Source organism: Kitasatospora sp. cg17-2 (assembly GCF_054031055.1).
Genome location: NZ_CM132923.1, coordinates 820772 through 833149, shown reverse-complemented (window position 1 = coordinate 833149; position 12378 = coordinate 820772). Strand labels below are relative to the sequence as shown.

General features: G+C 72.6%; 15 protein-coding genes and 2 pseudogenes. 10 read left to right on the top strand and 7 right to left on the bottom strand.

Annotated features, from left to right (window positions below; all coding sequences use genetic code 11):
- Nucleotides 1-22: 22 nt before the first annotated feature.
- Nucleotides 23-418, bottom strand: coding sequence for a hypothetical protein (locus tag ACW14Y_RS03430; RefSeq protein ID WP_456985815.1), 396 nt, complete (start codon nt 416-418; stop codon nt 23-25).
- A 279-nt stretch (nt 419-697) separates the two neighbouring features.
- Nucleotides 698-1120: a DUF3592 domain-containing protein gene (locus ACW14Y_RS03425; protein WP_380307848.1), complete on the bottom strand. Its 423-nt coding sequence runs from the start codon at nt 1118-1120 to the stop codon at nt 698-700.
- Nucleotides 1121-1487: 367 nt separating this feature from the next.
- On the opposite strand from ACW14Y_RS03425, the gene ACW14Y_RS03420 reads away from it, so the two are divergent.
- The 5 genes and pseudogenes from ACW14Y_RS03420 (at nt 1488) to ACW14Y_RS03400 (ending at nt 4074) form a co-directional block, all read left to right on the top strand.
- A complete protein-coding gene (locus tag ACW14Y_RS03420) occupies nt 1488-1715 on the top strand; it encodes a hypothetical protein (protein WP_380307850.1) in 228 nt (75 codons plus the stop codon).
- Between the two features lie 68 nt (nt 1716-1783).
- Nucleotides 1784-1927 carry a hypothetical protein gene (locus ACW14Y_RS03415; protein ID WP_456985814.1) on the top strand — a complete coding sequence of 48 codons (144 nt, stop codon included), beginning with the start codon at nt 1784-1786 and terminating at the stop codon, nt 1925-1927.
- A 67-nt stretch (nt 1928-1994) separates the two neighbouring features.
- Nucleotides 1995-2216 (top strand): annotated as a pseudogene (locus tag ACW14Y_RS03410) (mobilization protein); the annotation flags it as partial.
- 519 nt (nt 2217-2735) lie between these two features.
- Nucleotides 2736-2984, top strand: a complete 249-nt coding sequence (locus ACW14Y_RS03405) for a hypothetical protein (RefSeq protein WP_456985813.1) — start codon at nt 2736-2738, stop codon at nt 2982-2984.
- A 748-nt stretch (nt 2985-3732) separates the two neighbouring features.
- Entirely contained in the window at nt 3733-4074 is a 342-nt protein-coding gene (locus ACW14Y_RS03400) for a VOC family protein (RefSeq protein WP_380307854.1), read from the top strand.
- Nucleotides 4075-4736: 662 nt separating this feature from the next.
- Here ACW14Y_RS03400 and ACW14Y_RS03395 read toward each other — a convergent pair.
- Nucleotides 4737-6119 carry an FAD-dependent oxidoreductase gene (locus ACW14Y_RS03395; RefSeq protein ID WP_456988045.1) on the bottom strand — a complete coding sequence of 461 codons (1383 nt, stop codon included), beginning with the start codon at nt 6117-6119 and terminating at the stop codon, nt 4737-4739.
- Between the two features lie 157 nt (nt 6120-6276).
- On the opposite strand from ACW14Y_RS03395, the gene ACW14Y_RS03390 reads away from it, so the two are divergent.
- Both ACW14Y_RS03390 and ACW14Y_RS03385 read left to right on the top strand, forming a co-directional pair.
- Nucleotides 6277-6639, top strand: a complete 363-nt coding sequence (locus ACW14Y_RS03390) for a metalloregulator ArsR/SmtB family transcription factor (RefSeq protein WP_456985812.1) — start codon at nt 6277-6279, stop codon at nt 6637-6639.
- 36 nt (nt 6640-6675) lie between these two features.
- A complete protein-coding gene (locus ACW14Y_RS03385) occupies nt 6676-7176 on the top strand; it encodes an N-acetyltransferase family protein (RefSeq protein ID WP_456985811.1) in 501 nt (166 codons plus the stop codon).
- A 76-nt stretch (nt 7177-7252) separates the two neighbouring features.
- Here ACW14Y_RS03385 and ACW14Y_RS03380 read toward each other — a convergent pair whose 3' ends face one another.
- From ACW14Y_RS03380 to ACW14Y_RS03370, 3 genes are all read right to left on the bottom strand, one after another.
- The gene (locus ACW14Y_RS03380; RefSeq protein ID WP_456985810.1) at nt 7253-8320 is read right to left on the bottom strand and encodes an ArsO family NAD(P)H-dependent flavin-containing monooxygenase; all 1068 of its coding nucleotides are present in this window, start codon (nt 8318-8320) and stop codon (nt 7253-7255) included.
- A complete protein-coding gene (locus ACW14Y_RS03375) occupies nt 8317-9066 on the bottom strand; it encodes an aquaporin (RefSeq protein WP_456988043.1) in 750 nt (249 codons plus the stop codon). The genes ACW14Y_RS03380 and ACW14Y_RS03375 overlap by 4 nt, the downstream gene beginning before the upstream one ends.
- 64 nt (nt 9067-9130) lie before the next feature.
- The gene (locus tag ACW14Y_RS03370) at nt 9131-9442 is read right to left on the bottom strand and encodes an ArsR/SmtB family transcription factor (RefSeq protein WP_380306287.1); all 312 of its coding nucleotides are present in this window, start codon (nt 9440-9442) and stop codon (nt 9131-9133) included.
- A gap of 62 nt (nt 9443-9504) precedes the next feature.
- On the opposite strand from ACW14Y_RS03370, the gene ACW14Y_RS03365 reads away from it, so the two are divergent.
- From ACW14Y_RS03365 to ACW14Y_RS03355, 3 genes are all read left to right on the top strand, one after another.
- Entirely contained in the window at nt 9505-9639 is a 135-nt protein-coding gene (locus ACW14Y_RS03365) for a hypothetical protein (RefSeq protein ID WP_456985809.1), read from the top strand.
- Nucleotides 9640-9705: 66 nt separating this feature from the next.
- Nucleotides 9706-10131: an arsenate reductase ArsC gene (locus ACW14Y_RS03360; RefSeq protein WP_380306283.1), complete on the top strand. Its 426-nt coding sequence runs from the start codon at nt 9706-9708 to the stop codon at nt 10129-10131.
- A gap of 652 nt (nt 10132-10783) precedes the next feature.
- On the top strand, nt 10784-11713 hold the full coding sequence (locus ACW14Y_RS03355) for a DUF6215 domain-containing protein (RefSeq protein WP_456985808.1): 930 nt from the start codon (nt 10784-10786) through the stop codon (nt 11711-11713).
- 494 nt (nt 11714-12207) lie between these two features.
- Here the strand turns inward: ACW14Y_RS03355 and ACW14Y_RS03350 are convergent.
- Nucleotides 12208-12321 (bottom strand): annotated as a pseudogene (locus ACW14Y_RS03350) (SRPBCC family protein); the annotation flags it as partial.
- Between the last annotated feature and the right edge of the window lie 57 nt (nt 12322-12378).

Genomic DNA, 12378 nt, shown 5'->3' with positions numbered 1-12378 from the left:
TGAGGCTCGGGGCGCCGGAGCCTCAACAGGCTTCCGGGGAAAGGGGGAAGGCGATGTCGTAGGCCTGCTCCGTCCCGCCCCGCAGGAAGACCAGCCGGACCGTCAGCACACCGACGTCCGCACCCACGGCGGGGCGACCGCTGATGCTGCCGTCGGTCCGCAGTCCGTCCGCGCTGAGCCCGTGGGCGCCGCCGTAGTCGAGGTAGTGGCGGCCCCGGTCGTCGACGGCCTCCAGCCAGAGGAAGAGCGCCGGTACGCCGGGCGTGTGGGGGAGGAGGTCGCCGGGCAGGGGCGGGGTGACGGAGTAGGTGACGGTGAACCCCTCGGGCGTCGTGGTGAGGGTGTGGACGGTCAGTTCGTGCAGGCCGTCCAGGATCCGTACCCGGCACCCGCCGCCGGTGGTCCCGTGCGTGCTCACCGTTCCGACCGCCGCTCGGGTCCGCGCAGTGGTCGGGCGGTCGCACCGGCCCGCGCGGATCCGGGATGCGCGGCCGGGGCGGGGGCGGGCGTCGCGGTGCGGGCCGGCACGGCCGACCGGCCGGACCTGATGCGGTGGGTCACGTCATTTCCCTTCGGAACCGGGCTCGTTCGGACCCTCCACCCTGGCAAGTCGCCCGGACCGGGGGCAAGGACCGTAGGCGTCAGGGAGTTGTAGGGAACGCCCGGGCCGCCCTCCGGCACAACCGTCGGAGCGCGCTCACGCACCCAGGACCACCAGGAGGATCGCGGTGATCGCCATGACGCAGCCGAGCCCGAGGAAGGCGTACTCCAGCCGTCGGCGCTCACGGCCCGCCACCAGCACCTGACGGGGGTCCGCCGGGTCGTAGCGGATCGGGACGTGCGAGCCGTCGACCAGGGGCGTGCGCCGGCTCGACGGCACGGGGGAGAACACCTCGACGATCCGGCCGTCCTCGGTGGTGAACTGCAGCAGCGGGCGGGAGACGGCCGAGCGGTCCTCCGGCCCGGGGAGGCGCTCGCGCACCAGCGCGAGGCCCGGCACCCCGACCCGACGCAGCCGTCGCAGGTCCCGCAGCCCCGCCAGGCCCGCCAGGTACGCGACGAGGCCGCCCAGTCCCGCGAACACCGCCACGGCGGATGCGACTCCGGTCGCCGCGCCCACGATCCCTCCCGTTCCCGGAGCGGTACCTCCACCGGACGCACCGCTCACGACCTTCCCAGTATGGCGACCGTCGGCCTGCGGCGGCGTCAGCCCGGCGTCAGCCCGGCGTCAGGATTCCGGGGCGGGACCCCGGCCCGCTCCCGCGCCGCCCCGGCCCCTGCCGCCTCCATCACCCGGTTGTCCCCTTCCTTGACGCCACGTTGACGCAGTCCCCCTCGTGACGGACGACGTCAGGAAGCTGTCAAGGACGTGCGTCCGCGCACGGACCACGGGCCGAGGACCGCTTCACTGAGCACGTAGCGGGTTCCCGCGGGAACCGCGGGCCCGGCCCGGTGCTGCGCACCCACATCCGAAGGAAGCGTCCACCATGAGTGAGACCCAGGTCGTCGTCCCCGTCGTGCGACCGCTGCACGCGGTCGCCCAGGACCCCGCCCTCCCGACCATCCACCGGCCCGACCGCGCACCGCTTCCCGTGCCCCGGCCGACCCGCGTCGAGCAGGCCGGCGAGGACGGGTCCGTGCCGGCCGGGGGCGCCGACCCGGCCCTGCGCGGGCGGGCCGCGCACTGCCGGATCGCGATGCAGTACCTCGACTGAGCCCACTTCCGCAGGGCGGCGCCGGCCGGACACGGTACTGCTTCGATCGCTCGGCCGGTGCCTCCGCCGTGACGAAGGCGACGTGGTCGGTGCCGGGGATGCAGGTGACGAGGGACGACAGTGGTGACGCCTGCGCCCGCGCCCAGGGCTGCGCGTGCTCGGATGCCGAGATGAAGGGGTACGAGGAGAAGCTCAAGAAGGCCGCCGGGTAGGACAGGTGCGTGGCCTAGTGGACCGTCGGCACCCCACCCGGCACCTCCGGCGCCGACCGGTCCGCCCCAGCTTGTTGGCGCCGGTGAACTCCTCGACGCGCTCGCCCAGACCTCCCCGGCCGCGACCCGCGCCGAACTGCGAGACGCCGCCCGCACCTTCGGACGCGCCACCCCGCAGCCACGTCCGGGCCGAGAACGCTGACATCCGCGCGCTCCGCCCGGCAGCCCGGCGGCTGCCCGCGGAATCGTCCACGCCGGGTCGGCGCGCGGACGTGCAGAGGACGGTGGCGCTGTCTTCGACAAGGTGTTGCGGAGCCACTCAGGCAACGAGTTCGAGAGCCATTCGTGCGATGGTGAAATCAATTCAATGGGCTGGCGAGCTGTGCCGGCGAACCGTCCCCCGATCGAGCGAGCCGAGCGAGGAGCGCCACCTCTCCCTGCGACTGAAGGCCCCCTGTTGCCCCATTGCACGGCTGGCTACGCTTCTCGATTGCCTGCAGAAGGGGGATCTGACATGGGTGGGCCAGGGATCACGCGACTGGTCGGCCGGCGGACGGCCTTGCGGTACCTCGCGGTCGGAACGCTGGCGACGTTGGCCTCAGCCTGTTCGGGAGGTGGTTCGGGCGGAGGTCCGAAAGCCCACGCGCTCAAGGCCTTCGCTCAAGGGGAGTGGGACTTCAGCTCGAACACCGGACACACAGGGACCGTCACCGTTAGCGCTGACGGGCACTGGGCAAGCAATGTGCCCAGCAGGGAGATCAAGCTTTCAGGGACATGGGAAACGGGCGACAGCGGTCTCGTTCTGACCATGGACAGGGACGGCAAGAGCCCGCGGCAGCCCTTCACGGTGCCATCGGCACCGTCGAGCGTGGGCGAGGAGTTCTCGGACCAGTTGAAACTGAACGGGGGCTGGGCGAACGACCTCGGCGGCACGACCAAGGTTCGTTACAAGGGCGGCGAGCTGACCCTGGAATTTCCCGCCTACGACGATGGACTTCCCGCTGATGCTCCTGGAGCCGTGGACGCGCTGAAGGTGACCTGCACTCGACGGACGTAACGTCTGCAGTTCCGTGCCACCGGGAGGCAGGCGCGTCGGCGCCGTACGGCCCTTCGGTCCAAGTGGCCCACCACCGAATCCGAGCCAGTGGCCCAGTTCAGGACGGCGATCGAAGCTTCCGGATGGCCCTCGACGCCGTTGCCGTAGCGGCTCCCAATCACCCTGCTTGAAGCAGTGGCGCCACCGCGATGGTCCTGCTCGCCCTGGCCGCCGCCCGCAGCCACGCCCAGCAGGCAGCAGCCTCCCGCCAGTCCGCCGACCACCCACGCGCCGCCTACCAGCAGGCGGGGACCACCCCGATGCGGTTGATGTGCGAGGCCGGCCGAGCTCTGCCCGCGCCCGAACGCCGTCGCTACGACGCCACCATCCGCACCGCCCTCAGCGAACCGAACGGCCGCACCGGCACGGCGCACTGGCTGCCACTCCCGTTCGCTCCGACAAGCCGCAGGCCACCAGCACCCGGGCCGAGCCGGCCCTCCAGTCGCACGGGGACCCGCGCCGAAACACCGGCACCCAGCCACCCGTCCTCCGACCTCCGACGCCCGCAACCACAACGCTGACCGTCCGGTCGGCGGCCGCGAGGTGCGCCGGACCGGCAGCCGAGGCCCCTCGACATTCAGGTCCTGTTGTGGACGTGCTGGTCACGGCCACCCGAGTGCGTCCAAGGCAGCTTTCGACGGTCGTTGGCTGCAGTTCTGCGAACGGCTGATGCCGATGATTGTCAGTGGTCGTGACTAGGGTGCCGATCATGAGTCTGGCAGCAGTGATGATTACGGTGGATTGTGCGGAACCGCAGGAGCTGGCCCAGTGGTGGGCCACTGCGTTGGGAGGTGAGATCGCCGAGGACCACGGCGACTTCGTCATCGTCGGAGCTCAGCCGCTGGCACTGGGTTTCCAGCGCGTGGCCGAGGAGCGGCGGGGCAAGAACCGCGTACACGTCGACTTCGCCGCCGCGCCCGGCACGGGCCTGGCGGGGGAGGTGGAGCGGCTGGTTGCTCTGGGGGCGAGCGTCGTCGGCGAGCACAGCATCCCGGGCCTCACCTGGACTGTGCTGCAGGACCCGGCCGGCAACGAGTTCTGCGTCCACTGAGGACAGTCGCCACCGTGCTGGTCACAGCCACGCGTTGATGGCTGTGACCGGCGCGGTCGCCCCGTGGCGGACGGCGAGCTTGTCCTACCTCGTGGCCACCGCTGGAGGGCGATTGAGGCGATTGATTCCGCACTCCTCCGCATGGCGCTCCTTGCAGTCGTCCCTGTCGATCTTCGGCGGGCGCCCGCCACGGGAGCCGAGCTTCCTGCGAGTGCGGACTTGGTCGGCTTTCTCCGGGACGGTGGATTCAGGACACCCGATCGCTGCAGGTCGGGCGCGCATGAGCGCAGCCTGCGCGAACGCGTGCGTGTCCGCCTCGGAACATGTGGGTCCGCAGGCCCGGCACGGTGTCCGTCACCTCGGTGGTCGCGAGGTCGGCTCGAGTCTCCTGGTGGCTGCTCAAGGGTTCCTTCGAGCGCTGTATCACTGACCCCCGCCGGATACCGCGTCGATATCGGCCGGTGAACCGTGCCACGCTGACACTGTTTCGCGGGCTTTCCGTCGTCGTGGCGCCGGACTTCTCCCCGAGGGTTCGGGTTCGCCGATTCAGGTTCGGGCGGCATTCGCGTACCAGGCCGAGGCGCGCCCCCGGGCGGCATCCGCGGCGCGGGGCCGGCGCGGGTCCTGTGGTCCGACGGCGGCCCCGGCCGGTTGGCGGTCGGTCAGCATCCGCCGCCGGTGGTGGAGCAGGACGAGCCGGAGCCGACGGCGCCGAGGGTGATCAGGTGCGGCGCGGCGGGCACCGAGCAGCAGCCGCCGCCGTCCTGGGCGGCGTTGGGCTCGTCGAAGAGGCCGGCGCCCCCGCAGACCCCGGTCTCGGGGAGGGTGAGCTCGACGCGGGCGGCGGCCTCGTGGTCGCCGGCGAGGGCGGCGGCGACGGAGCGGACCTGCTCGTAGCCGGTCATGGCGAGGAAGGTCGGCGCGCGGCCGTAGGACTTCATGCCGACCAGGTAGACGTCCTTCTCCGGGTGGGAGAGCTCGTTCGCGCCGTGCGGGTAGACGGTGCCGCAGGAGTGCTGGTTGGGGTCGATCAGTGGTGCGAGGGCGGTCGGGGCCTGGAGGCGCTCGTCGAGGCCGAGGCGGACCTCGGACAGGAACGACAGGTCGGGGCGCAGGCCGGTGAGGACGACGACCTGGTCCACGGGCTCGCTACGGCGGCCGTCCTCGGCGACCAGAACGAGCTGGTCGCCCTCGGGCTCGACGGCGGCGGTGCGGAAGCCGGTGAGGGCGGAGGCGTGCCCGTCGTCGACGGCCTTCTTCGCGCGCAGGCCGAGCGCGCCCCGGGCCGGCAGCTGGTCGGCCTCGCCGCCTCCGTACGTGGAGCCGGTGAGGTCGCGCCGCAGCACCCACACCGCGTGCGTGCCGGACTCCTCCTCGGCCAGATCGCCGAGGTGGGCGAGGGCGGTGAACGCGGAGGCCCCCGTGCCCACCACGGCGGTGCGCCTGCCCGCGAACCGCGCCCGGACGACGGGGTCACGCAGGTCGGGGACGCGGGAGGAGATCCGGTCACCGGCCGCGCGCTCGCCGAGGGCGGGCAGGCCGTTCGCGCCGAGCGGGTTCGGGGTGGACCAGGTGCCGGAGGCGTCGACCACCGCCCGGGCCAGGAGCCGCTCCTCGCTGCCGTCGGCACGCTCGATGTGGACGGTGAAGGGCTGCTCCTCACGGCCGGAGTCGACGATCCGGTCCCGCCCGGCCCGGGCCACCCCGGTCACCCGCGCGTCGTAGCGGACCCGCTCGCCGAGGACGTCGGCGAGCGGCTGGAGGTACCGCTGTACCCAGTCACCGCCGGACGGGTAGGCGGCGCCGTCGGGGCGGATCCAACCGGTCGGGGCGAGCAGCTTCTCGGCGGCCGGGTCGACGATCTCGGCCCACGGCGAGAACAGGCGCACGTGCGACCAGGCCCGCACCGCCGTGCCCGCGCTCGGGCCGGCCTCCAGCACCAGGGGTTCGATGCCGCGTCCGGCCAGGTGGGCGGCGGCCGCGAGGCCGACGGGGCCGGCCCCGATGACGACGACGGGCAGCTGTTCGGCGGCGGAGGCGTTCACAGTGGTCACTCCCTCTGATTCGACGTTTGTCGATGTCCTGCTTGCGCGGCCAGCGTGGCACCTGATTAGACAAACGTCAACATAGAAGACTGTCGATGCCATGGGTCGGTGGTCCGCCGCGCTTCCGTGCTGATTCGGCGGATGTAAATATTGATGCATGTCGAACACCGTGTCGTTGCCGCTGCTGGAGACGGACGGGGCCGCCCCGTGCTGCCCGCCGCTGACCTCCGCCCCGCTGTCCGAGGAGGACTCGGTGAGGATGGCGGCCATGTTCAAGGCGCTCGCGGACCCGGTGCGGCTGCGGCTGTTCTCCCGGGTCGCCTCGCACGAGGGCGGCGAGGCCTGCGTCTGCGACATCCAGGACGTCGGCGTCTCGCAGCCCACGGTCTCGCACCACCTCAAGAAGTTGCGGGACGCCGGACTGCTGACCAGCGAGCGGCGCGGTACCTGGGTCTACTACCGGGTCGAGCCCGGAGTCCTCACCGCCATGGCCGGCATGCTCTCCGCTGCGGCGGGCTGAGGCACCGGCTCTTCGCGCGAGAGAGGGGTCGGGCGCATGGGCGAGGACTTCACCGTGGTGCCAATGACCGCCGACCACGGCGGACAGGTGCTCGCGGTCTACCAGGCCGGGATCGACGGGGGCGACGCGACCTTCGAGACGGCGGCTCCGTCATGGGAGGCGTTCGATACAGCTCGACTGCCAGGGCACCGCTTCGTCGCGGTCTCGGGCGACGGGCGGGTGCTGGGCTGGGTGGCTGCGAGCCGGGTCTCCGACCGCTGCGCGTACGCGGGCGTGGTCGAGCACTCCGTCTACGTGCACCCGGACGCTCGGGGTCGGGGTGTGGCCGGCCTGCTGCTGGAGGCGCTGATCGTCTCGACGGAGGCGGCGGGAATCTGGACGATCCAGTCCGGTGTCTTCCCCGAGAACACCGCCAGCCTCGCCCTGCACGCACGGGCCGGCTTCCGGGTGATCGGGACCCGCGAGCGCAGCGGGCGCCACCACGGTCGCTGGCGGGACGTGGTGCTGATCGAGCGCCGCAGCCCGGTCGTCGAATGACCCGCACAGCGGACACGGGGCGGGCGGGTCCGACAGGCCGCCGAACAGGGTCAGTTGCCCCATCCGCTGCTGCCGATCATCGGCGAGCGCCGGGCCCGAGGTGGTGGGCGATGTCCGTCACCGCTTGGCGGGCGGTGCGGCCGACGCCGATGAGGGTGGCGGAGGCGGGGCCGGTCCAGTCGCCGTAGCCGAGGAGGTGGACGCGAGGGTCGGTGGTGGCCCGGGTGCCGTCGGTGGCGATGCGGCCGCGTTCGCCCGTGCGCAGGCCGAGCGGGGCGAGGTGGTGGAGGGCGGGGCGGAATCCGGTGCACCAGATGACGGCATCCGCGGGCCACACGGTGGCGTCGGGGAGGAGCGGGCCCGTCGGGGTGAGGGCGGCGAACATGCGGTGGTCGGCGAGCAGCGCGGCGTCGCGGGCCCGGCGGACGGGAGGGACGGCGACGATGTCGCCGAGGTCGGAGATGCGCGGGCCGTCCGCTCGGACGCGACGGGTGGCGATCTCGAACAGGGCGCGGCCGTCGATCTCGTCGGGGAGGAGACGGGCCGGGCGGCGGGTGACCCAACGAACGGCTGCGGCACTGTCGAGCAGGTCGGCTGCGATCTGCGCGCCGGAGTTGCCGCCGCCGACCACGACGACCCGCTGCCCCGCGAAGTCCTCGGCACGGTCGTACTCGCGGGCGTGCAGCTGCCGGCCGGCGAACAGCTCCCGGCCGGGGACAGCTGGGACGAACGGCCGTGACCAGGATCCGGTCGCGCTGATCACTGCCCGGGTGTGCCAGGTGCCGTCGTCGGTGCGGGCCAGCAGGTCGCCGTCGGCGGCCTCCTCCACGGCACGGACGTGGACCGGGCGGTGGACGGGCAGCCCGTAGCGCTTCTCGTACTCGGTGAGGTAGTCGACGACGTGCGCCGCGTCCGGGTAGTCCTGCCCGCCCTGGTGGGGCATCGGTCGGCCGGGCAGGGACGAGTAGGCGGCGGGGGAGAAGAGGCGAAGACTCTCCCGGTAGTGCTGCCACGCGCCGCCCGGAGCCTGGGCGGCGTCGAGGATTGCGAAATCGAGGCCGGCGCGCCGCAGGTAGTACCCGGCGGCGAGGCCGGCCTGCCCGGCCCCGACGACGAGGACCTGGACGCGTCGGGCCCCGCTCACTTCGACACGGCCTTGGCGCGGTGGGTGAAGATCAGCGCGACCAGGGCCAGGCCGAGCGCGCCGCCGATCAGTTGCATGCCGACGAAGCCGGGCAGTGAGGCGGGGGCGATCCCGGCGAAGGTGTCGGTGAACGCCCGCCCGATCGAGACGGCGGGGTTGGCGAAGGAGGTGGAGGAGGTGAACCAGTACGCCGCGCCGATGTAGGAGGCGACCGCGACGGGGGCGGACCGCAGGTGGCCGGTCTTTGCCAGGCCGAAGATCAACAGGACCAGGCCTGCGGTGGCGACGACCTCGCCGAGCAGCAGGTGCCCGGCGGAGCGGTCGTGCGTGGACCACTTCACCAGGGCCTCGCCGAACATCGCGTCCGCCAGGACGGCCCCGCCGATGGCGCCCGCGATCTGTGCGGGGATGTAGGCGGCGACCTCGCGCGGGCCCAGGCCCCCCGGGTCCTTGCGGCCGGTCCACCACTCGGCCAGCGTGACGACCGGGTTGAAATGGGCACCGGAGATCGGACCGAGCAGCAGGATCAGCACGCCGAGCCCGAAGACGGTGGCGGTGGAGTTGGCGAGCAGCTGCAGGCCGACGTCCTGGGTGAGTTCGGTGGCCTGGATGCCGGAGCCGACGACGACCGCGACCAGGGCGGCGGTGCCGACCAGCTCGGCCGCCACCCGGTTCGGCAGCGGGACCGCCGGCGGCTCGACGGCCAGCGGCTCCGCGTCGGTGACGTCCGGTCCGGCCTCGTCCATGGCGATCAACGGGGTACTCCTCGTGCAGGGCGGAACGGCCGCCAGGGGGGTTGGGCCGGGTGGTTCAGCAGGACCGCTTGCGGCCTTCCGCGGCGGCTTCGCGGGCGGTGGCGGCCAGCCCGGCGAACTCCGCCGCGACGGCCTCCAGGGCGTCGGCGCGGAGCTTGTAGTACGTGAAGCGCCCGCAGGGCTCGGTGTCGACCAGCCCGGCGTCACGCAGGATCTTCAGGTGGTTCGACAGGTTCGTCTGTCGGGCGCCGGTCTCCTCGACCAGGTGCGTCGTGCACAGCGCCTCCGTGGCGAGGAGGGCGACGATCTGCATCCGGAGCGGATCGGCCAGAGCCTTCAATACGTCACTGTCGACTGATGTCACCATGGGCTGATACGTTACCCGTGCCGGGCCCGCGAAGCGAGCCCCCTTCCTCCCGGCCGCCACCCATGTGCCCCCTGCCGGCCGGGCGCCGCTACCTGGACCGGCCGGTACCCGACCCGGACGGCGCCCCGCTCGAGCGGGTGCGCGGCTCCCACGTCCAGGCCCTGCTCGCCGAGCTCGTCCCCACCCGGTCGAAGTAGCCCCGCCTCCGTGACCGGCCCGCACCCGGGCACGGAAGTCCGCACCAACCGAAGGAAGCGCCCACGATGACCACCGCGCCGATCGCCTCCGTGCTGTTCGTCTGCATCCACAACGCCGGCCGCTCGCAGATGGCCGCCGGCTTCCTGCGCCACCTCGCGGGTGACCGCGTCGAGGTCCGCTCCGCCGGCTCCGTCCCGGGCGAGATGGTCAACCCTGCCGCGGTCGCCGCGATGGCCGAGCTCGGCATCGACATCTCCGACCAGAGGCCGAAGATCCTCACCACCGAGGCCGTCCAGGCGTCGGACTACGTCATCACCATGGGCTGCGGCGACGCCTGCCCGTACTTCCCCGGCAAGAGGTACCTCGACTGGAAGCTCGACGACCCGGCCGGCCAGGGCGTCGAGGCCGTCCGCCCCATCCGCGACGAGATCAAGGGCCTCATCGAGGGCCTCGTCGCCGAGATCGACGCCGAGCAGCGGACGGAGGGCTGACCCCTCACGGCCGCCGACCCGAGTGCCGACGGGGCCGATGTCCGTAACGTGATCGGCATCGGTTCCGGCCCGCACGGCCGCACGGCCGCGCGCTGCACTGCCCGAGCCTCCCTCGGGCCCCGGTCTTCGAGGTAACCGTCGCGCGGGGGCGGGCCGAGTACTGGATGCAGGTAGGAGCGGCAAGGCGGGGTCCCGGACAGCACCGTCGACGCCTCGGCGACCAGCCGCGACGTGCCGATCCCTGCCTCGCCCTCCACCAGCACCACCGACGAGCGCCCCTCGGACGCCACGTCCAGCAGTGCGCGCAGCTCCCGCTCACGCCCGGCGAACGCACACCCCCGCACTCCGCTGAAGGCCGGGCCGTTCCGTCGCCGAGCAACTCGGCGCCGAGGGCGGTGTGCTGATCATCGATGACACCGGGTCCGTGAAGAGCGGTGCGGACTGCCGGATGCGGCCGGGCGGCTGTGTCCGGCGAGCGGTCACCGCGTTCCGGGCCCGCCCGGTTGGAGGGTGTGGGCCTCGGGCGCCAGGTCGGTGCGGCGGGTTGCGGTGACGGGTGAAGTGGAGGTGTCCGGGATGGGCACGGTCCGGTCGTCCTCGCGCAGCGCGCGGGTCTCGGCCTTGAGGATGTGCCTCGACCGGTTGGCCGGGGGTGGGGACGGCCCGCCCCGGCGCAGTAGTCGGCGAACCGCAGGCGCAGCCCGTGGCCCGCCGGCTATCGGTGACCGCGGTGTCGCGGAGCGGGCAGCTCGACGGCAGAGGGGTGGCCCAGCCCGCTGTCCGCTGTCTGTCCGCTGGTTCGGCCCTCCGGCCGGGACGGCTCCGCGAAAAAACGGAGGTGCCCGTACGGCCCGCATCCTATGATCATGCCGGCTCAACAGATCCCCGAATCGCGGTGGTCGAGCCGTACGGGACGGAGTCGTCTTTGACAGCCGGCAAGACTCGCAGGAACACCGGGGCCACAGTGACGACGGCCGCACTGGCGGCTGCCGGACTCGGCGGAGCCGCGTGGGTGATGACCGTCGCTCGCACGGAACAGGCCGAACCGCCGGCCGCATGCGTGGCTGCCCGGCCGACGGACCCACCCGGCTACGCGGCCCTGTGCGCGGCGCTCAACCGACCCGACCTGCCTGCTCTGCTCGGTACGCCGAAAGACCGCGTCTCCATTGCTCAACCCGCGCCGTTCGCCTTCGGCGCCGCCATGGCGGAGGTACGCCTTGGCACCTATGTCGTCGCCCTCACCGAGAGCTCCACCACGGTCGAGGAGATAGCCGACACGCCTCGCTACCTGCCCCACGCGGTCACCCTTCTGGACCACCCTGCACAGACCTACAGCACAGACGCCATGACCTTCGGGTCCGACGCCCAGGGGAAGGCAGGCTTCCTCGGCATCGGCTCCCGCGTCGAGCACCTCATCGCCGCACAGGCCCCCGGGATTCCCGGCGGTCGGACCTTCGAGATCGCCGTCTTCCGGAACGACGGCCGACCCGTCGACGACGCCACCGTTCACCGCGTTGCCGAAGCCGTTTTCCCCACCCTTCCGGCTTGGACCATCGCACCCCCGACCTCACCCGGTAACTGACTCCTGCGGTCCGGGTGTCCTGGCCTGCGACGAGCCGCAGCGGTCCGCCGGCGGTGATCCGGCGTTTCGCGGGCGGCTCGTTGCTGGTAGCCGGCACAACACCACCGGAACGCCTCGGCCCGGGCTGCCCGTGAGGGTACGCCCGACCTTTTCCGGAAGTGCTGCGGCCGCGACCACCGGAGGAGCGACGGCCCGCCGGTCGGGCGGTCGGATCGAGGCCGCTCCGGGTGGGGACCGGTCATGACGGGAGGTCGGGTCCGGGGTGCCATTCGACGAGGACGACGGTGGCGCCGTCCTGCAGTCGGCCGTCGGTCATCCGCTGGGCGGCGGTGGCGGCACCGCCGCTCCGCCACCACGGGAACTGTTGTCGGCCTCCGGGGCTGATGCGACCGCGCCGGCCGCCTCGATGGCCAGGCGGACCGTGGTGCGCCGATCGCCTCCGCCAACTGGTCCACGATCTCGGTGTCGAACTCGCTTGTCACGTCGGCGACCTAGGTCGTCCAGTGGTTGTGCCGGTCGTCGAGCTGGGTGACCTGCTCGACGCCCTCCATGAAGCTGGGGAAGTCCTCGAACGGCGTCGTGTTCGAGTGGCCGGGCCGCGTCGGGATCGCGACGTGGTCGGCCGGTTCGGGGCGTCGCGCGGCCAGGCGGACCCGCAGCAGGAC